This window comes from Aeromonas sp. s13 (assembly GCF_040907905.1).
GTDB lineage: Bacteria > Pseudomonadota > Gammaproteobacteria > Enterobacterales > Aeromonadaceae > Aeromonas > Aeromonas veronii.
On sequence record NZ_JBFOCS010000065.1, the window covers coordinates 1 to 18533 of the forward strand.

An 18533-nucleotide genomic window follows, 5' to 3' on the forward strand; every position below is an offset into this window, starting at 1 on the left:
TGCGTTGAAATACAGAACCCCCGATGCAGTACATAGGGGGTTCTGAGTAGAGAAATGCTAGTTGAAAATGTGTAAACCTATTTCAGGACTAGACAGTGAGCAATTACCAACCTTTTACCAGGCCGCCTTTGAACAGCTCGAGACCTTTCTTGTAGACATCATCGGTCTGGAAAGCTTGTACGAACTGTTTGACCTTCTCGTCATCCTTGTTGTTGTCGCGGGCGACGATCAGGTTGACGTAGGGGGACTCTTTGTCTTCAACAAACAGGCCGTTCTCGGTCGGGGTCAGACCAATCTGACCGGCGAAGGTGTTGTTGATGATGGCCAAGTCCACGTCTTCCAGCGAGCGCGGCAGTTGGGCTGCTTCCAGCTCGACAATCTTGAAGTTGCGCGGGTTGCTGGCGATATCCAGCACGGTGGCTTCCAGACCGGCGCCATCCTTCAGGGTGATCAGGCCCTGTTTGGCCAGCAGGATCAGGGAGCGACCCAGGTTGGTCGGATCGTTCGGTACCGCGATCTGAGCGCCATCTTGCAGCTCGCTCAGCGCCTTGATCTTCTTGGAGTAACCGGCAATCGGGTAGACGAAGGTGTTGCCAACCGGCACCAGCTTGAAGCCGCGATCACGCACCTGCGCATCCAGATAGGGTTTGTGCTGGAAAGCGTTGACGTCGATGCTGCCATCGTTCAGCGCCACGTTCGGGGTGACGTAGTCGGAGAAGTTGACCACCTCGACTGTCAGACCGTATTTCTCTTTGGCTACCTTGGCAGCCACTTCAACCAGTTCGGTCTCCGGGCCGGCAATAGCGCCCACTTTCAGAACCTTGCTCTCTTCTTTTTGACCGCAACCGGCCAGAACCAGACCAGCCAGCAGCGCAGCCGCAACGGATTTGATGCCAAATTTCATAAAACCTCCTGTCAGAAATCGACGATTAACGATGATCACATTTGTTGACCAGGCGCTCACCCGCGCTCTGGATAAGTTGAACCAGTACTACCAGGATAACCACGGTCACCAGCATGACGGTCGGGTCAAAGCGCTGATAACCATAACGAATACCCACATCCCCCAGACCACCGCCACCGATGGCCCCGGCCATGGCCGAGTAGTTCACCAGAGTGACGAGGGTAATAGTGACGCTGTTGAGGATGCCGGGCAGAGCCTCGGGCAGCAGCACCTTGGTGATTATTTGCAGCGGCTTGGCGCCCATCGCCTTGGCCGCTTCCAGCAGGCCGTCCGGCACCTCCATCAGGGCCCCTTCCACCAGACGGGCAATGAAAGGGATGCAACCGACGGTCAGCGGCACGATGGCGGCGATGGTGCCGATACTGGTGCCGACAATCAGCCGGGTCAGCGGAATAATCGCGACCAGCAGGATGATAAAGGGCACCGAGCGACCCACGTTGACCACCATGCCCAGAGTACGGTTGAGCAAGGGGTTGGCCAGGATCTGGCCCGCCTTGGTCACATGCAGTGCCACGCCGAGCGGCAGACCCAGCAGGCAGCCAAACAGGGCGGAGGCAAACACCATGATCAGGGTGTCGCCCAGGGCCGTGATGAGCAGATTAATCATGGCTTCGGACATAACCCATTACCTCCAGCTGAATGTGGTTGTCGATAAGGAACTGCTGGGTGGCCTCGCATTGGGCTTCATCCCCGAACAGCTCGGCCAGCAGGAAACCGAATTTGACGCCACCTGCGTATTCGATGTCTGCGCTCAGAATGCTGATGTCGATATTGAAACGGCGGCTCGCCTCGGAGATCAGCGGCGTATCGACCGTGCTGCCGGTAAAGCCAAGCTTCACCAGCGGGTAGCTGCCTGGCACCCGCTCGCTGCTCATCCGATCCTGATACTCCTGCGGTACCTCCAGATGGATGGTGGAGTGGATGAAGTCACGGGCCAGCTGGGTCTTGGCGTTGCTGAAGAACCAGGCCACTTCGCCCTGTTCGATCAGACGGCCGTCGCTGATGATGGCCACTTCGTCACAGATCCCCTTCACCACATCCATCTCGTGGGTGATGAGCAGGATGGTGAGTCCCAGCTTGACGTTAATCTCCTTGAGCAGGGTCAGGATCGAGCGGGTGGTCTGCGGGTCGAGGGCCGAGGTGGCCTCGTCACAAAGCAGTACCTTGGGGGCCGGAGCCAGTGCGCGGGCAATGGCGACGCGCTGTTTCTGACCGCCGGAAAGCTCGGACGGATAGGCCTGGGCACGGGCTTCCAGCCCGACCAGCGCCAGCAGCTCGGCAACCCGTTGCTGGATCTTCTCTTTGCTCCAGCCTGCCAGCTCCAGCGGAAAGGCGATGTTGGCAAACACGGTACGGGAGGCAAGCAGGTTGAAGTGCTGGAAAATCATCCCGATCTGGCGGCGAGCCTGGGTCAGATCCCGTTCGCTCAGGGCGACCAGATCCTGGCCATCAACGATGACTTGACCCTCTGTCGGGCGCTCCAGCAGGTTGACACAACGAATGAGGGTACTCTTGCCGGCACCGGAGGCACCGATCACCCCGAAAATTTTGCCTTGGGGTACATGCAGACTCACATCACGCAGGGCGTGCACGGCGTCACTGCCTGTACCGTAGACTTTGTTGAGACCGATCAACTTAATCATGGATTCTTCCGTGCTAACAGCCTTAAAGCACAGGGCGCTACAGGCGGGGATATTGGGCAGAGGTTCCACTGGGTTACTCTGTCATCATGGAGGATGATGCTAAGATGTCTGGATGGCCATGTCAATGTATGTTTTTACGTCTAGACGTCTAAAAAAGTTATAAGGATTTCTGTCAGGCGGATAACGATCAGGATGGTAGTGTTGCTCTGCCAGATCCTGTTTCGTCCCTGCGGCAGATAACCGAATTAAAGATGGTTTATGCCGGGTAAAGGCTGGTTTTATTAGTGTGTCAGCCCGTTTCTGTCCATATCGGCTATCGAGCCTGATACTCCTCCATCGTTGCACAAATTGCTGCACAAATCGTTCCCTATTCGTGACCGGATCACCTGATCGCCACTTTGTCGGTGTCAACCTTGATGCAGCGCAAGGGGGGCTCGGATAGGGATTGGGTCGGTGGCGCCGGTTTTTTATACTGATGATGTCGACAAGCATGGAGGGCAGTGCGATGAGATTCCAACAGATCAAAGAGTTGCTGCACTATCTTGAACAGGTTCACCATCAGCTCGGACTCTGTTACGGGCGTTTGACCAGTCAGGTGGACAGCGAACGCAGCCGGATGTTGCTGGTCTATCTGCAAGGGCGTGAGGATGCGGCCAGTGCCCATCTGCACGAATATGCCGCTCAGCTGGGAGAGGCGGTCAGGGAGACCTGGCTGAACCAGAGTTTCAGCGAGGATATGCTGCCTGCCATTACCCGCTTCGAGCTGCCGGTATCAGTCCAGACCCAGGATATCGTTACTCAGGTATGCCGCTGGGAAGAGCAGCTGGTGGGCGAGCTGAGCCATCTGGCCCGGGAGTGCCCGACACCGGCTACCACCGCTTTGCTCGAGAATCTGGCCGGGCTGGAGCAGACCCGCCTGACCCGACTGGTGCACGGGGTGCATCGACTCGACGACATGTAACGGGTGATAAGCGCCAAACACGCAAGATAACGGCCAAACAAAAAGGCCCGGCAGCAGTACCGGGCCCTTTCCATTGGATATCTGCTGACTTGCAGTGAGCGTCGGTTAGCCCTGCTGCTCGGCCGCGTAGAGGGCGGCCCCGATAATGCCCGCCTGATTGAGGCTGGCCGCCGGAATAAGCGGCGCCCGGGTCTCGATGCGATCGACAAACTTATCCAGCTTGGCTGCGCTGCCGCCCCCCAGAATGAAGAGGTCGGGGGAGAAGAGAAACTCGAGGCGGGCCAGATACTTGTTGAAGCGCTTGCCCCAGCGGTTCCAGGAGAGATCTTCCCGTTTGCGCGCCGCATCGGAGCAGTAGTGCTCGGCGACCATTCCTTCCAGCATCAGATGGCCCAGCTCGGTGTTGGGCAGCAGATGGCCGTTGACGAAGATGGCGGTGCCGATGCCGGTGCCGACCGTGATGAGGATGATGACCCCCTTGCGATCCTTGCCGGCACCAAAGCGCATCTCGGCCAGACCGGCGGCATCGGCATCATTCAGCACATAGCAGGGCTTGCCGGTGACATCGGCAAACAGATGCTCGGCATCGGTTTCGATCCAGCTCTTGTCGATGTTGGCGGCACTCTTGGCAACCCCGTTGTGGATGGTGGCAGGAAAGCCGCAGCCCACCGGTCCTTTCCAGTCGAAATGTTCGACCAGCGCCTTGAGGGTATGGGCGATGGCGGCCGGGGTAGCCGGTTGCGGTGTGGCAATGCGATGGCGCTCGCCAATCAATTCGCCGGTTTTGGTATCCACCAGACAGCCCTTGATCCCTGAGCCTCCAATATCCACTCCCAACATTTGCATCTGTGATGTCCTTTTTGTGTGCCGACCATTGTTGCTCAACCATGGCGTGCTGATCTTTGTGGGTCGGCAGAGCATGAAAAAACTGCTGCAATCCGGCAAGGGGCAGATCACTCAGGCGTGATCCGGCAGACCTTTTTCGATGCAACGGATCAGCAGGCGGGTTTTCTTGTTCGTTTCATCCTGGCGTCTGGCCAGCGTTGCCAGCGCCCATTCGATATGTTCGGCCACCATGGGCTCAGCTTCCGGCAGCGCTTGCTGCAGGGCTGCCATCACTTCCGGGTTGGCCGGGCCATTGCCAAGGGCGACCGCCAGATTGCGGCGCCAGCGTTGATAGCCGATGCGGCGGATCGGGCTCCCTTCGGTCTGCTTGAGAAACTCGCTCTCGCTCCAGCGCCACAGCGCCAGCAGGGGTGGTCGGTGCAGGCTGGGGCGCGGGCTGAAGTCGGGTTCCGGGCTGGCATCTGCGTAGCGGTTCCAGGGGCAGATAAGCTGGCAGTCATCGCAGCCGTAGATGCGGTTGCCCATCAGGGGCCTGAACTCTTCCGGAATAGGGCCGTCATTCTCGATGGTGAGATAGGAGATGCAGCGGCGGCCATCCACCACATAGGGGGAGACAATGGCGCCGGTCGGGCAGATGTTGATGCAGGCGACGCACTTGCCGCACTGCTCCTTCTCCACTGGCTGGTCGAGCGGCAGCGGCAGGTTGAGCAAAAGCTCACCGAGAAAGAAGAAGGAGCCGGCCGATTCGTTGAGCAGCAGTGAGTGTTTGCCAACCCAGCCGAGGCCCGCCTTGGCTGCCAGCGGCCGCTCGAGGATGGGGGCGGAGTCAACGAAGGGGCGCCACTCACCCAAGGTCTCTTCAGTGCCTTGAAACAACTCGGCGCAGCGCGCTTCGATGCGATCACCCAGCTGTTTGAGCCGGTTGCGCAGCACCTTGTGGTAGTCGCGGCCGAGCGCGTAGCGGCTGATATAGCCGAGGGTCGGATCGCGCAGGGTGGCGGCAAAGCCCGCCTCGAACGGCAGGTAGTTCATCCGCACCGACAACACCCGCACCGTGCCCGGCAGCAGCTCGTGGGGGCGCGCGCGCATCATGCCGTGGCGCGCCATGTAATCCATGCTGCCGTGATAGCCCGCATCAAGCCAGGCCTGCAATCTCGGCTCTTCGATACGCAGATCGGTGTCGGTGATGCCCGCCTGGTCAAATCCTAGCTCCCGTGCCCAGAGCTTGATATCGTGGGCCAGCTGGTGGAAGTCAGGTGCGCTCATGCGGCTTGGCCTGGCCGGAGTTTGCTGGCGTGGGTCGATTGATAAGAGGCGGGAGCCGTCATGGTAGAGATCATCAGGGGCGCGTTGGGCACAAAAGAGGGGGGCAGTTTACCACAGGGGCTGTGGCAGACTGAACAGATCCGCACACTGGAGCGCAACTGGGCCGCGCGTGAGGGGCAACCTCTCTATGCCCTGATGGAGCGAGCCGGTGCCGCGCTGCGCACCTATGCCACCCTGCATTGGCCCGACAGTCGCTGCTGGTGGATCTTCGTCGGCCCCGGCAATAACGGCGGTGATGGCTATGTGCTGGCTCGCCTTGCCCGCCAGATTGGCATCGAAGTGGTGGTGATTGCCGCCAGAGCCCCCGACCAACTGAAGGGGGATGCCAGACGGGCCGCCGATGAGTGGCTGGCGGCCGGTGGCCGGGTCTGGCTGGCCGAGCAATTCGATGGGGCGCAGCAGCCAGCCCCGGATCTGGTGGTCGATGCCCTGCTTGGCACCGGCGTCAACACCCCCCTCTCGCCGCTACTGACAAAGATCGTCGCAACAATCAATGGCTTGGCTGTGCCCGTGCTGGCAGTGGATCTCCCCTCCGGCCTCAACGGCGATACCGGCCGTGTCATGGGGACTGTGGTGCAAGCCACTAGCACCCTCACCTTTATCGGTATCAAGCAAGGGATGCTCACCGGCGACGGGGTGGATTGCGTCGGCCTGCTCGACTGTGATCCCCTTGGCGTCACGCCAGATGATGCTATGCAGCCCGCCGCCTGGCGTATCGATTATCCACTGCTAAGCACGCAACTGACCCCGCGCCAGCGCGCTTCCCACAAGGGCTCTTATGGCAAGGTGCTGCTGGTGGGGGGCAATCGCGGCATGCAGGGGGCCATCGTGCTGGCAGCCCGCGCCTGCCTGCGGGCGGGGGCCGGGCTGGTGCGGGTGTGCCAACATCCTGATCACCCGCCGGTCAGCCTCTATCAACCCGAGCTGATGAGCCTTATCACCGCAGATGACGAGGGGTGGGCGTCGGTGCGGGTCATCGGCCCCGGCCTCGGTCAGGATGAGTGGGGAATGGGTCAAATCGCCCGTTATCTCACCGATCGGCTGCCACTGGTTTTGGACGCCGATGGATTGAATTGGCTGGCGCAATCTCCCCGCCATCAGGATAATTGGGTGCTCACGCCCCATCCCGGCGAAGCTGCGCGCCTGCTGGGATGCTCCATTGCCGACATTGAAACCGACCGGTTTGCCGCCGTGCAGGCGCTGCAGCGGCGTTATGGCGGTGTGGTGTTGTTAAAAGGGGCGGGAACACTTATTTATGACGGCGAGCGGGTCGCTCTCTGTTGTGAAGGCAATCCCGGCATGGCAAGTGGCGGCATGGGCGATCTGTTATCTGGTATAATCGCGGCCCTTTTGGCCCAGGGCTGGTCTGCCACCATGGCAAGCTGGCTGGGCGCCGTGATCCACGGCGAGGCCGCAGATCAGGCCGCCGCTGACGGCGAGCGGGGCATGCTGGCGTCAGATCTGCTGCCGCTGATCCGCAAACTGGTTAATCCCGACACCATTACAAGTTAAAAAGAAGAACATGGCAAAACAGTTGATGATGACACTGCCGGACGAGGCAGCAACCGTGGCACTGGGTGGCCGTCTGGCACAGGCTTGCCAGCAGGCGACCACAGTGTTTTTGCATGGCACGCTTGGCGCCGGTAAAACCACCCTGACCCGCGGCTGGGTGCAGGGCCTTGGCCATCAGGGCAAGGTAAAAAGCCCGACTTACACCCTGGTCGAACCCTATGAACTCGATGGCTGGCAGGTCTACCATTTTGATCTCTATCGCCTGGCTGATCCGGAAGAGCTGGAATTCATGGGCATTCGGGACTATTTTGCCGCCAACACACTCTGTCTGGTGGAGTGGTCCGAGAAGGGCGAGGGCTGGTTACCGGCTCCCGACCTGGAAATTACCCTCACTTATGTAGGCGAGCAGCGCGAGGTTCTGATAGAGGCTCGCACTGCTATTGGCGAAGCCATTCTGGAACGGTTGTCATCTACGTGCGCTTGATCCTTGTTATTGCTCTCTCTTTGATGGCGTTACCCTCTTGGGCGAATCAGCTCAAGAGCGTACGAATCTGGCCATCACCGGATAATACCCGGGTGGTGCTCGATATGAGCAGCGCCCCCAATTACAACTACTTCACCCTCACCGGTCCGGATCGGCTGGTGATCGATCTGAAAGGGGCGAGCAACGCCGCCAATCTGGCGCGGATCGAGAACAACAGCGAACTTGTGCGCAAGATCCGCCAGAGCACACCGCTGGAGAAGGGCGGTCTGCGGCTGGTGATGGATCTCAGCTCCGCCATCAAACCGGTGGTCTTTCCGCTGGCGCCTGCCGGGCCCTATGGCCACCGTCTGGTCATCGACCTGCCTTATGAAGAGAAGCGCTCGGCGGCAGCGGTGCAATCCACGCCTGTCGGTGGCAAGGGCAAAGGGGTGGTGATTGCCATCGACCCGGGCCACGGCGGGGAAGATCCAGGCTCCATCGGCCCGCGCCGTACCTACGAGAAGCGGGTGACGCTGGCGGTCTCCCAGAAGCTGGCGGCACTGATCGACCGCGAGCCGGGGATGCGCGCCGTGCTGACCCGTCGTGGCGACTACTTCGTCGACCTCAACAAGCGTTCCGAGATTGCCCGCAAGGCTAAGGCGGATCTGCTGGTGTCGGTCCATGCGGACAGCTTCCACAACTCCACTCCGCGCGGCGCCTCGGTCTGGGTCCTCTCGACCAACCGTGCCAACCGCGAGATGGGCAGCTGGCTGGAGAAGCAGGAGAAGCAGGGCGAGCTGCTGGGCGGTGTCGGTAAGGTGTTGGCGGAATCCGATCCCAATCCCTATCTGGCGCAGACCTTCCTCGACCTATCCATGGACAAGTCCCGTGCTGAAGGATATGACGTCAGTCGCCAGATCCTGCGCTCCATGGGCAAGGTTGCCCGACTGCACAAGAAGGCGCCGGAACACGCCAGTCTGGCGGTGCTGAAGGCGCCGGATATTCCCTCGGTGCTGGTGGAGACCGGTTTTATCTCCAACCATGCGGAAGAGAAGCTGCTGGCCACTGCCAACTATCAGGACCAGCTGGCCCGCGCCATCTTCGAGGGGATCCGCAACTACTACCGCGCCCACCCGACCAAGGGGGCCATGCTGACCGGCAAGGGGCAGGTGAGCCAACCTGCTGCTACTCGCCCTGCACCGGTAGCCCGGCAGCCGGTGAGCCAGCCCAGGCAGGCACAGTCGCAGCCGGTGGTGACCAACAAGATGCCCGCCACCGCCCGCGACGGCGGTGCTGGGAGCGGCTCCGGAGTCGGGGTGATCAAGCCTTACTCGGCGGCTGCGCAAGAGAGCGGTGCGCCGGTCAGCAGTGTGGGCGACTATGACAAATCGCGGATGCTCCGCCATGTGGTCAAACGGGGCGAGAGCCTCTCTCGACTTGCCGAGAAGCATGGGGTGAGTCAGTCCACTCTGGTGGAGATCAACCAGCTGCGCAGCCGGGATATTCAGATTGGTCAAACAATCTATATTCCCCAGCAAGTGCAGAGCCGCGCTGCTGCTCCCGTTCGCAGTGACGACAAGTCGCAGATGCTCCGCCATGTGGTCAAGCGGGGTGAGAGTCTCTCCCGCCTTGCCGAGAAACATGGGGTGAGTCAGGCTCGGCTGGTAGAGATCAACAAGCTCAAGTCGCGGAATATTCAGGTAGGGCAGGTGCTCTACATTCCGCAAAACTGACGCGCGGGAGCGGGTGATGCCGCTCCCGTTGTTAGCGAATACCATCAGCAAGATTGAAATTCAGGAGTAAATGATGCCGATCCGTATATTGCCCCCTATCCTTGCCAACCAGATTCCGGTTGGTGGAGAGGTGGTGGAGCGGCCCTCCTGGAGCCTTAAGAGACTGACCATCCGCAAGATAGAAATTCAGGAGTAAATGATGCCGATCCGTATTTTGCCACCCATTCTGGCCAACCAGATTGCAGCCGGAGAGGTGGTGGAGCGGCCCTCTTCTGTGGTGAAAGAGCTGGTGGAGAACAGCCTGGATGCGGGGGCCGACCGGGTCGAGATCGACATCGACAAGGGGGGCGCCAAGCTGATCCGCATCCGTGACAACGGCTGCGGTGTCGCCAAAGATGAGCTGGTACTGGCGCTGTCGCGTCATGCAACCTCCAAGGTGGCCACGCTGGACGATCTGGAAGGGATCAACAGCCTCGGTTTTCGCGGTGAAGCGCTCGCCTCCATCAGCTCGGTCTCCCGTCTCACCTTCACCTCCCGTACCGCCGAGCAGTCCGAAGCCTGGCAAGCCCAGGCGGAAGGGCGGGAGATGAGCGTCACCATCAAGCCGGCGGCCCATCCGGTGGGCACCACGGTGGAGGTGGTGGATCTCTTCTTCAATACCCCCGCGCGGCGCAAGTTCATGCGCAGTGAAAAGACCGAGTTTGCCCATATCGACGAGCTGGTGCGCCGCATCGCGCTCTCCCGCTTCGATGCCACCCTGATCCTGCGCCACAATGGCAAGGTGGTGCGCCAGTACAAGGCCGCCAATACCGTGCCGGAGCAGGAGCGTCGCCTCGCCGCCGTTTGCGGCACCCCCTTCATGCACCATGCGCTGGCGGTGGAGAGCGAGCACAGCGACGTGCGGTTGTGGGGCTGGTTGGCGACTCCGGAGGGGGCAAGACCGCAAAACGATCTGCAATACACCTATGTCAACGGCCGGATGATGCGCGACAAGCTCATCAACCACGCCATTCGTCAGGCCTATGACGAGCTGCTGCCTCCCGATCGCTTCGCCGCTTATGTGCTCTATATCGAGCTGGATCCCCGTCAGGTAGATGTCAACGTCCACCCGGCCAAGCATGAGGTGCGCTTCCATCAGGCGCGGCTGATCCACGACTTTATCTTTCAGGCGCTGTTTACCGCGCTGCGCCGCGAAGGGGGGAGCACCGCTCATCAGGACACTCCGCTGGCCGAAACTCTGGTCGAGTTGCCGGTCAGTCCGCAGATTGAATATCCCGGTCAGGCGCCACGTCCCGAATGGTACGGTGCCGAGCACAGCTACCGGGCACCTGCACAGGTGCGGGAGGGGGGCAGTGGGGCTGGCCGAGCCAGCAATTATCAACCGCCCGAGCCCCCAAGCCGGGAGGCGATGCACGGCATGGGCGCTCTGCTCACTACGCTGCCTATCGCAACTGCGACTGAGGCTGCTCCCGCACAGTCCACCGACACGGTGCCGTCACCCAAACAGGGGGGATGTCGCGCCCTGACACTGGTGGAGCAGGCCTACCTGTTGATCGAGCGGGATAATCAGCTGGCCCTGCTCTCGCTGGTACGCGCCGAGCGGGTGCTGCTACGCCACTGGTTGCTGGAGACCTGGGGTCAGGGGCTGGCGGCCCAGCCACTGTTGCTGCCGGTCTCCTTCAAATTGCCGAAGAATTTGATCGCGCTGGTGACCGAGCAGGAGCGTTTGCTGAAACGGATGGGACTGGAGTTGAAAAGCGGGGGGCGCGACACCATGATCCTGACTCGGGTACCGGCTCTGCTGCGCCAGACCGATCTGGTTCGTCTGTTACCCGAATTGCTGCAAATTATCGAGGGCGGATCTGACAGTGATGCTGGTCAGCAGGCTGAAGTATTATGCCAATGGCTGGTGGAGCAGGGGATAAGCCGCGAGAAGATATACGATTTTTCAACTGCCAGTCGTCTGCTGACGGAACTTGTGACCGATTTCAGTGACCAACTGGCAGACATTCGCATGGTGCGCCCCCTTTCGCTGGCGACCGTGCTGGAGGAGTTTGAACATGGCGAGTGACTTGCCGACCGCAATTTTTCTGATGGGGCCGACGGCCTCCGGCAAGACGGATCTCGCCATTGAACTGTGCCAGGCGCTGCCCTGCGACATCATCAGCGTCGATTCGGCGCTGATCTATCGCGGCATGGATATAGGTACGGCCAAGCCGACTGCCGATGAGCTGGCGCGGGCCCCGCACCGGCTGATCGATATTCTTGATCCTGCTGTGAGCTATTCGGCGGCCGATTTTTGCAGGGATGCCCTGCGGGAGATGAAAGAGATCGCCGATCGCGGCCGCATTCCGCTGCTGGTAGGCGGCACCATGCTCTATTTCAAGGCGTTGCTGGAGGGATTGTCCCCGCTGCCCTCCGCCGATCCCGCCATTCGTGCCGTGATTGAGGAAGAGGCTGCCCGCCTCGGTTGGCAGGCGCTGCACGACGAGCTGGTGCGCATTGACCCGGTGGCCGGGGCGCGAATTCACCCCAATGACCCGCAGCGACTCTCCCGGGCGCTGGAGGTCTACCGCATCAGCGGCAAGACACTTACCGAGCTGACGCAGGTGCAGGGGGAGGGCTTGCCCTATCGGGTGCTGCAGTTTGCCATCGCCCCGAGCGATCGCGCCGTGCTGCATCAGCGGATCGAACTGCGCTTTGACAAGATGCTGCAAGGCGGCTTTGAACAGGAGGTTCGTGCGCTGATGGCGCGCGGCGATCTGCACCCGGATCTCCCCTCCATTCGCTGTGTGGGTTATCGCCAAATGTGGGACTACCTGTGCGGTGAAGTGGGGTATGATGAGATGCGTTATCGTGGCATTGTTGCCACACGCCAATTGGCAAAACGACAGATGACTTGGTTGCGCGGCTGGCCCGACGTGACCTGGTTGGAATCTGGTGAGTCTGGCAATCTCGACCGCGTGCTTGCTCGCGCTGGTGCGGCTTGACACTCCCTGTATAATCAGGTTGTTATATTGATATTCGGTGTTTAAAAACAACAAACTATAAGGAAAAGAAAAATGGCTAAGGGGCAATCTCTCCAAGACCCGTTTTTGAATGCGCTGCGCCGTGAGCGGATTCCTGTTTCTATCTATTTGGTGAACGGCATCAAACTGCAAGGTCAGATCGAGTCTTTTGACCAGTTTGTTATCCTGCTGAAAAACACCGTGAGCCAGATGGTTTACAAGCACGCCATCTCGACTGTCGTACCGGCCCGTGCCGTCAATCATCACCAGCCCACTCCGGGTGGCGCGGCTGATGAACAGGGTGATGCCGAGGCGTGATATCCCTGGGCGAGTCAACTCGCCAACTCAGATTCATCATGATTCCTGTTAAGGAGCAAGCGCTTGTTTGACCGTTATGAAGCTGGCGAACAGGCCGTTCTGGTGCATGTCAACTTCAGTGATGAGGGTGAGCGGGAGGATCTGGAAGAGCTCAAGATGTTGGTGAGCTCGGCCGGAGTCAATGCGCTGGGGGTAATTACCACCAGTCGCAGTGCGCCCAGTGCCAAATTTTTTGTCGGCAGTGGCAAGGCTGAAGAGATCGCGTCCCAAGTCCAGATGTTGGATGCCGACGTCGTCATCTTCAACCATGCCCTGACCCCTGCCCAGGAACGCAACCTGGAGCGTCTGTTCCAGTGCCGGGTGGTGGATCGAACCGGCCTGATCCTCGATATCTTTGCCCAGCGCGCCCGTACCCACGAAGGTAAACTGCAGGTCGAACTGGCCCAGTTGCGCCATCTTTCCACTCGTCTGGTGCGAGGCTGGACCCACCTTGAGCGTCAAAAGGGCGGGATCGGTCTGCGTGGCCCGGGTGAAACCCAGCTTGAAACTGACCGACGTCTGCTGCGGGAACGCATCAAGGCGATTTTGCGTCGGCTCGACAAGGTGGCCAAGCAGCGGGAGCAGGGACGCCGTGCCCGCAACCGCAACGAAGTGCCGACGGTGTCACTGGTTGGTTATACCAACGCCGGAAAGTCCACTTTGTTCAACCAACTTACAGCTGCCAGCGTGTATGCTGCCGACCAATTGTTCGCAACTCTGGATCCCACCCTGCGTAAACTGGTGATCCGGGATGTGGGTGATGTGATTTTGGCGGATACAGTTGGATTTATTCGACACTTGCCCCATGATCTGGTCGCGGCCTTCAAGGCAACCCTGCAGGAGACCCGTGAAGCGGATTTGCTGCTGCATGTGGTGGACTGTGCCGATGAGCAGATGCAGGAGAATATCGACTCCGTGCAGCAGGTATTGGCCGAGATTGAAGCCGATGACAGGCCCCAGCTGATGATCTGCAACAAGATCGACAAGCTGGCGGATCGTCCGGCAGGTCTGGAGCGAGATGACGAGGGGCGCCCGTTGCGCGTCTGGTTGTCGGCCCAGACCGGTGAAGGTTGTGAGCATCTGTTTACGGCGCTGACCGAATTGCTGGCTGGCTCCATGGTGCATCACACCCTGCAGTTGCCTCCTTCTGCCGCGAGATTGCGCAGTGCGCTCTATCAGCTGAAAGGGATTGAGCAGGAAGGTTTTAGCGAGGAGGGGGATTTCGTGCTGGAAGTCCGCTTGCAAGTGGCCGACTGGAACCGCCTCGTGAAACAGGAAGGTGAGAGTTTACAACGCTTTATCAGGCATTGATTCGTTGATGAAGGTGAACCCTTAGGGGCTTCTCAACGTATGACGGCCCGGTAGAGATGATATCCATCCGCATGTATTAATGGAGACGCTGATGGCTTGGAATGAGCCTGGTAACAACGGCAAAGACCGTGACCCTTGGGGGAATAACGGCAAGAATCAGGGACCCCCTGATCTGGATGAAATGCTGCGCAAAGTGAGTCGCCGTTTCGGTGGCTTGTTTGGTGGCGGCAAATCTGGCGGCGATGTAGGTCGCTTTGGTATCTCCATCGCGCTGGTTGTCGCTGTGGTGGTGTGGGTCGTCAGCGGCTTCTACACCATCCGCGAAGCGGAGCGTGGTGCCGTGCTGCGGTTTGGCAAGTTTTCCCATATTGTCGAGCCGGGCCTGCGCTGGAAGCCGACCTTTATCGATCAGGTGATCCCGGTGGACGTCGAGTCCGTGCGCTCCCTGCCTGCCTCCGGTTTCATGCTGACTCAGGATGAGAACGTGGTACGAGTCGAGATGGACGTGCAGTACCGCGTGGTCAATCCCGAGCAGTATCTGTTCAGTGTGACCAATGCCGACGAGAGTCTGGGTCAGGCCACCGATAGCGCCCTGCGCTACGTGGTGGGTCATACCCGGATGGATGACGTGCTGACTACCGGTCGTGAGAAGGTGCGTCAGGAGACCTGGCAGGTGATCGATGGCATCATCGAGCCCTACCAGATGGGTCTGCAGATCGTCGATGTCAACTTCCTGCCGGCGCGTCCGCCGGAAGAGGTGAAAGACGCGTTTGATGACGCCATCTCCGCTCAGGAAGATGAACAGCGCTTCATTCGTGAAGCAGAAGCCTATGCTCGTGAAGTGGAGCCCAAGGCCCGTGGCCAGGTGAAGCGTCTGGAGCAGGAAGCGGAAGCTTACAAATCCCAGATCGTGTTGAAAGCCCAAGGTGAAGTTGCTCGCTTCAACGAGCTGCTGCCCCAGTATCTGGCTGCCCCCGAGCTGACTCGTGAGCGTATCTATCTGGAAACCATGGAAGAGCTCTATCAGCAGGCCAACAAGGTGGTGGTCGACATGCCGGCGGGCAACAACAGCATGATCTACCTGCCGCTCGACAAGCTGTCTGGCAAGCCGAAGGCTGCCCAGTCTGATCGTGCCACTGTCGCCCCGGTCACAGAGCAGGTCCCCGTTTCCAACGAGGGTGCCAACTCTACCCCGACAATGCCGCTGCGTAGCGGTGACCGCTTCAGCTCTGGGAGAAACTGATAGATGAAAAAGCTAGCTATTGGTGCAATCGCTGTCGCGGCCATGGTCTGCTTCTCCTCTGTCTTTATCGTTGATGAAGGTCAGAAGGGGATTGTGGTGCAGTTTGGCAAGGTGAAGCGGGTTGACTCCGGTGAACCCCGCCTCTATGAGCCGGGCCTGCACTTCAAGGTGCCGCTCATCGACCAGGTTCGCAAGATGGATGCCCGCATCCAGACCATTGACAGCCAGGCCGACCGTTTTGTCACCTCCGAGAAGAAAGACCTGATCATCGACTCCTACGTGAAGTGGAAGATCGAGGACTTCTCCAAGTACTACCTGGCAACCGGTGGTGGCAACAAACTGCAGGCTGAAGATCTGCTCAAGCGCAAGATCAACAACGGTCTGCGTTCCGAGATCGGTAACCGCACCATCAAGGACATCGTCTCCGGTGAGCGTAGTACCGTGATGGAAGATGCCCTGAAGAAGATGGCGCGCTCCTCCGAGCTCGGCATCAAGGTGGTGGATGTGCGGATCAAGCAGATCAACCTGCCGGTGGAAGTCTCCAACTCCATCTACCAGCGGATGCGCGCCGAGCGTACCGCAGTCGCCCGTGAGCACCGCTCTCAGGGTCGCGAGAAGGCTGAAATCCTGCGTGCCGATATCGACCGCAAGGTAACCGTCATGATCGCCGACGCCGAGAGTAACGCTCGCCAGCTGCGCGGTGAAGGGGATGCGGAAGCCGCCAAGATCTATGCCGACAGCTACAAGAAAGACCCCGAGTTTTTCAGCTTCGTGCGTAGCATGGAGGCCTATCGCAAGAGCTTTGCCGGTGGCAACGACCTGATGGTGTTGAAGCCGGACAGCGAGTTCTTCCGTTACCTCAAGTCTCCTCACGGCACCAAGCAGTAATCGCCACGAGGTCACATTCAAAGGGTCTGCATTGTCAGACCCTTTTGTTTTTGACGCCAACGCCAGCCGTCGACCCGGGGGCTGGTTGCATTGAGGAGGTCGGATGCTGACATCCATGCTGATGGGGTTGGGATTGCTGCTGTTGTTCGAGGGACTCGGCCCGCTGTTGATGCCAAGGGCATGGCAGCAGATGTTGCGGCTGCTGAGCGATCAGCCAGCGGAGCAGTTGCGCCGTATCGGCGGCTCGCTAGTGGTGGCGGGTAGCGTGATCCTCTGGATGTTGAGTCGCTGAGTCTGGCGCAATGCACTGTTCAGCAGATAGCAGACAATAAAAAAGAGGCCGAAGGCCTCTTTTTTCATGCATGTCGTTTACTCAGGCACTGCGCTGCACGGCCATGTGGGCCAGTGTTTCCAGCGCCTGTTTGTGCGGGGAGTCCGGCAGGATGGCGAGGGCGGCAATGGCCTTGTCGGCCTCTTTCCTGGCACGCATGCGGGAGTACTCCAGCGCGCCAGTGCGGTCGAGAATGCCAAGGATCTGCTCAAGATGCGCCATGCCGTTGCGGTGCTCGATGGCATCGCGTACCAGCTGGCGCTCTTCCGGCGTACCCACTTCCATGGCGCGCAGCAGCGGCAGGGTCGGTTTGCCTTCGGCCAGATCGTCGCCGACGTTCTTGCCCATCTCTTCGCTCTGGGAGCAGTAGTCCATCACGTCATCGATGATCTGGAACGCGGTGCCCAGATACTTGCCGTAATCGGTCATGGCCTGTTCGACGGGCTCCGGCTGATGGGTCAGCACGGCGGCGAGTCGGGTAGCGGCCTCGAACAGCTTGGCGGTCTTGCAGTAGATGACCGTCATGTAGCTCTCTTCGGTGGTGTCCGGATCGTTGCAGTTCATCAGCTGCAACACTTCCCCTTCGGCGATGGTGTTGGTGGCATCCGAGAGGATCTCCATCACCCGCAGGTTGGAGAGTTCGGCCATCATCTGGAAGGAGCGGCTATAGAGGTAGTCACCGACCAGCACGCTGGCGGCATTGCCAAACATGGCGTTGGCGGTCTCCCTGCCACGGCGCAGGTCGGATTCGTCGACTACGTCGTCATGGAGCAGGGTAGAGGTGTGAATGAATTCGATGATGGCGGCCAGTTTCAGGTGATCCTCACCCTCATAGCCCAGCGCACGCGCAGCCATCACGGTCAGCATGGGGCGCATCCGTTTCCCGCCGGCGCTGACAATGTAGAAACCCAGCTGATTAATCAGACTAACGTCGGACTGGAGTCGGGCCAGGATCAGTTCATTGACCGCCGTCATGTCGGCGGCACAGAGCGCACGGATAGTCTGTTGGTCCATAAGTCTCGTAACGTGACAGCAGCAATAACTGCGATTTTAGTAATGGCAGGGATTCTACACGATTTCACAATGGGTTACAGTTAGGCGTTTATCCACGGCGGCAGATATGCGCACAAAATAAACTTTTTGCTAAATTGGCCTTGCCTGAGCAGATCGATTTGCGTAGAATGCCCGCCCATTGTTATAGGTTTTTGCGCATGTCTAGCCTTGAGCAAAAGACATGCCTTTACGGAGTTAATCAAATGTACGCGGTATTCCAAAGCGGCGGAAAACAACACCGTGTGGCCGAAGGTCAAATCGTTCGTCTGGAAAAGCTGAACGTTGAGACTGGCGCTACCATCGACTTCAACGAAGTTCTGATGGTTGCTGCAGGCGACACTTTTAAAGTAGGTGCTCCTTTCGTTGAAGGTGGCAAGGTTGTAGCTGAAGTTGTGGCTCACGGCCGTGGCGAGAAAGTGACTATCGTCAAGTTCCGTCGTCGTAAGCACCATCGTAAGCAAGCGGGCCACCGTCAGTGGTTCACTGAAGTCAAAATCACTGGCATCAGCGCTTAATTAGAGGAGTCCGATAAATGGCACACAAAAAAGCTGGCGGTTCATCCCGCAACGGTCGCGATTCTGAAGCTAAACGCCTGGGCGTGAAGCGTTTCGGCGGCGAAACAGTTCTGGCTGGCAGCATCATCGTTCGTCAACGTGGTACCAAGTTCCACGCTGGCACCAACGTTGGTCTGGGCAAGGATCACACCCTGTTCGCTACCGCGACTGGTAAAATCCTGTTCGAAGTTAAAGGTCCGCTGAATCGTAAGTACGTTAGCATCGTTGCTGAGTAATTACGGACCGCAAGGATCCGAAGCCCCGCCAACAGGCGGGGCTTTTGTTTTTCTGACGTCTTTCTGATGTCGTTGACGAAAAAACGGAACGCAGCTGACTTTGG

Annotated in this window: 19 protein-coding genes; 13 read left to right on the forward strand and 6 right to left on the reverse strand. The window is 59.3% G+C overall.

The annotated features are described in order from the left end of the window. Positions 1-103: 103 nt before the first annotated feature. Genes metQ through metN form a run of 3 tightly spaced genes read right to left on the reverse strand, consistent with a single transcriptional unit; the run spans position 104 to position 2607 of the window. Positions 104-904 (reverse strand): methionine ABC transporter substrate-binding lipoprotein MetQ, encoded by an 801-nt coding sequence (gene metQ / locus AB5Y82_RS11435; protein ID WP_005339072.1) that lies wholly within the window; start codon positions 902-904, stop codon positions 104-106. Positions 905-929: 25 nt separating this feature from the next. Then, on the reverse strand, positions 930-1583 hold the full coding sequence (locus AB5Y82_RS11440) for a methionine ABC transporter permease (RefSeq protein ID WP_005339070.1): 654 nt from the start codon (positions 1581-1583) through the stop codon (positions 930-932). Beyond that, positions 1564-2607, reverse strand: a complete 1044-nt coding sequence (metN, locus tag AB5Y82_RS11445) for a methionine ABC transporter ATP-binding protein MetN (protein WP_005339067.1) — start codon at positions 2605-2607, stop codon at positions 1564-1566. The genes AB5Y82_RS11440 and metN overlap by 20 nt, the downstream gene beginning before the upstream one ends. A gap of 505 nt (positions 2608-3112) precedes the next feature. On the opposite strand from metN, the gene AB5Y82_RS11450 reads away from it, so the two are divergent. Further along, the gene (locus AB5Y82_RS11450; RefSeq protein WP_150998138.1) at positions 3113-3568 is read left to right on the forward strand and encodes a hypothetical protein; all 456 of its coding nucleotides are present in this window, start codon (positions 3113-3115) and stop codon (positions 3566-3568) included. A 105-nt stretch (positions 3569-3673) separates the two neighbouring features. Here AB5Y82_RS11450 and ppgK read toward each other — a convergent pair whose 3' ends face one another. Together ppgK and queG are read right to left on the reverse strand one after the other, a co-directional pair. Beyond that, positions 3674-4414: a polyphosphate--glucose phosphotransferase gene (gene ppgK, locus AB5Y82_RS11455; protein ID WP_111900698.1), complete on the reverse strand. Its 741-nt coding sequence runs from the start codon at positions 4412-4414 to the stop codon at positions 3674-3676. A 111-nt stretch (positions 4415-4525) separates the two neighbouring features. Next, entirely contained in the window at positions 4526-5680 is a 1155-nt protein-coding gene (queG, locus tag AB5Y82_RS11460; RefSeq protein ID WP_111900699.1) for a tRNA epoxyqueuosine(34) reductase QueG, read from the reverse strand. 60 nt (positions 5681-5740) lie between these two features. On the opposite strand from queG, the gene AB5Y82_RS11465 reads away from it, so the two are divergent. From AB5Y82_RS11465 to AB5Y82_RS11510, 10 genes are all read left to right on the forward strand, one after another. Continuing rightward, entirely contained in the window at positions 5741-7252 is a 1512-nt protein-coding gene (locus tag AB5Y82_RS11465) for an NAD(P)H-hydrate dehydratase (RefSeq protein ID WP_368173968.1), read from the forward strand. Between the two features lie 10 nt (positions 7253-7262). Next, positions 7263-7736 carry a tRNA (adenosine(37)-N6)-threonylcarbamoyltransferase complex ATPase subunit type 1 TsaE gene (gene tsaE / locus AB5Y82_RS11470; protein ID WP_005339056.1) on the forward strand — a complete coding sequence of 158 codons (474 nt, stop codon included), beginning with the start codon at positions 7263-7265 and terminating at the stop codon, positions 7734-7736. A gap of 23 nt (positions 7737-7759) precedes the next feature. Further along, complete coding sequence (locus tag AB5Y82_RS11475) at positions 7760-9448, forward strand: N-acetylmuramoyl-L-alanine amidase (protein ID WP_236758014.1); 1689 nt, start codon at positions 7760-7762, stop codon at positions 9446-9448. Positions 9449-9647: 199 nt separating this feature from the next. Further along, positions 9648-11519: a DNA mismatch repair endonuclease MutL gene (mutL, locus tag AB5Y82_RS11480; protein ID WP_111900719.1), complete on the forward strand. Its 1872-nt coding sequence runs from the start codon at positions 9648-9650 to the stop codon at positions 11517-11519. Further along, positions 11509-12438, forward strand: coding sequence for a tRNA (adenosine(37)-N6)-dimethylallyltransferase MiaA (gene miaA / locus AB5Y82_RS11485; protein WP_162632567.1), 930 nt, complete (start codon positions 11509-11511; stop codon positions 12436-12438). The genes mutL and miaA overlap by 11 nt, the downstream gene beginning before the upstream one ends. 72 nt (positions 12439-12510) lie before the next feature. Continuing rightward, the gene (gene hfq / locus AB5Y82_RS11490; RefSeq protein ID WP_005339045.1) at positions 12511-12774 is read left to right on the forward strand and encodes an RNA chaperone Hfq; all 264 of its coding nucleotides are present in this window, start codon (positions 12511-12513) and stop codon (positions 12772-12774) included. Positions 12775-12837: 63 nt separating this feature from the next. Further along, a complete protein-coding gene (gene hflX, locus AB5Y82_RS11495; RefSeq protein ID WP_005339043.1) occupies positions 12838-14124 on the forward strand; it encodes a ribosome rescue GTPase HflX in 1287 nt (428 codons plus the stop codon). Positions 14125-14215: 91 nt separating this feature from the next. Next, positions 14216-15367, forward strand: a complete 1152-nt coding sequence (hflK, locus tag AB5Y82_RS11500) for an FtsH protease activity modulator HflK (RefSeq protein WP_005339041.1) — start codon at positions 14216-14218, stop codon at positions 15365-15367. Between the two features lie 3 nt (positions 15368-15370). Beyond that, a complete protein-coding gene (hflC, locus tag AB5Y82_RS11505; protein ID WP_005339038.1) occupies positions 15371-16255 on the forward strand; it encodes a protease modulator HflC in 885 nt (294 codons plus the stop codon). Positions 16256-16358: 103 nt separating this feature from the next. Further along, positions 16359-16547, forward strand: a complete 189-nt coding sequence (locus AB5Y82_RS11510) for a DUF2065 family protein (protein ID WP_111900703.1) — start codon at positions 16359-16361, stop codon at positions 16545-16547. A gap of 81 nt (positions 16548-16628) precedes the next feature. On the opposite strand, the gene ispB is transcribed toward AB5Y82_RS11510, so the two are convergent. Continuing rightward, the gene (gene ispB / locus AB5Y82_RS11515; RefSeq protein WP_111900704.1) at positions 16629-17600 is read right to left on the reverse strand and encodes an octaprenyl diphosphate synthase; all 972 of its coding nucleotides are present in this window, start codon (positions 17598-17600) and stop codon (positions 16629-16631) included. A 242-nt stretch (positions 17601-17842) separates the two neighbouring features. Between ispB and rplU the strand changes: the two genes are divergently transcribed. Together rplU and rpmA are read left to right on the forward strand one after the other, a co-directional pair. Beyond that, entirely contained in the window at positions 17843-18154 is a 312-nt protein-coding gene (gene rplU, locus AB5Y82_RS11520; RefSeq protein ID WP_005304210.1) for a 50S ribosomal protein L21, read from the forward strand. A 17-nt stretch (positions 18155-18171) separates the two neighbouring features. Continuing rightward, positions 18172-18429, forward strand: coding sequence for a 50S ribosomal protein L27 (gene rpmA, locus AB5Y82_RS11525; protein ID WP_005339028.1), 258 nt, complete (start codon positions 18172-18174; stop codon positions 18427-18429). Positions 18430-18533: the final 104 nt, after the last annotated feature.

Bases quoted from the DNA above. Each gene is read 5' to 3' on its own strand.
- miaA (WP_162632567.1), top strand. From the start codon at position 11,509: ATGGCGAGTGACTTGCCGACCGCAATTTTTCTGATGGGGCCGACGGCC.
- ppgK (WP_111900698.1), bottom strand. From the start codon at position 4,414: ATGCAAATGTTGGGAGTGGATATTGGAGGCTCAGGGATCAAGGGCTGT.
- metN (WP_005339067.1), bottom strand. From the start codon at position 2,607: ATGATTAAGTTGATCGGTCTCAACAAAGTCTACGGTACAGGCAGTGAC.
- hflK (WP_005339041.1), top strand. From the start codon at position 14,216: ATGGCTTGGAATGAGCCTGGTAACAACGGCAAAGACCGTGACCCTTGG.
- tsaE (WP_005339056.1), top strand. From the start codon at position 7,263: ATGGCAAAACAGTTGATGATGACACTGCCGGACGAGGCAGCAACCGTG.
- AB5Y82_RS11465 (WP_368173968.1), top strand. From the start codon at position 5,741: ATGGTAGAGATCATCAGGGGCGCGTTGGGCACAAAAGAGGGGGGCAGT.
- AB5Y82_RS11475 (WP_236758014.1), top strand. From the start codon at position 7,760: ATGGCGTTACCCTCTTGGGCGAATCAGCTCAAGAGCGTACGAATCTGG.
- metQ (WP_005339072.1), bottom strand. From the start codon at position 904: ATGAAATTTGGCATCAAATCCGTTGCGGCTGCGCTGCTGGCTGGTCTG.
- queG (WP_111900699.1), bottom strand. From the start codon at position 5,680: ATGAGCGCACCTGACTTCCACCAGCTGGCCCACGATATCAAGCTCTGG.
- mutL (WP_111900719.1), top strand. From the start codon at position 9,648: ATGCCGATCCGTATTTTGCCACCCATTCTGGCCAACCAGATTGCAGCC.
- hfq (WP_005339045.1), top strand. From the start codon at position 12,511: ATGGCTAAGGGGCAATCTCTCCAAGACCCGTTTTTGAATGCGCTGCGC.
- hflC (WP_005339038.1), top strand. From the start codon at position 15,371: ATGAAAAAGCTAGCTATTGGTGCAATCGCTGTCGCGGCCATGGTCTGC.
- AB5Y82_RS11450 (WP_150998138.1), top strand. From the start codon at position 3,113: ATGAGATTCCAACAGATCAAAGAGTTGCTGCACTATCTTGAACAGGTT.
- ispB (WP_111900704.1), bottom strand. From the start codon at position 17,600: ATGGACCAACAGACTATCCGTGCGCTCTGTGCCGCCGACATGACGGCG.
- AB5Y82_RS11510 (WP_111900703.1), top strand. From the start codon at position 16,359: ATGCTGACATCCATGCTGATGGGGTTGGGATTGCTGCTGTTGTTCGAG.
- rplU (WP_005304210.1), top strand. From the start codon at position 17,843: ATGTACGCGGTATTCCAAAGCGGCGGAAAACAACACCGTGTGGCCGAA.
- AB5Y82_RS11440 (WP_005339070.1), bottom strand. From the start codon at position 1,583: ATGTCCGAAGCCATGATTAATCTGCTCATCACGGCCCTGGGCGACACC.
- rpmA (WP_005339028.1), top strand. From the start codon at position 18,172: ATGGCACACAAAAAAGCTGGCGGTTCATCCCGCAACGGTCGCGATTCT.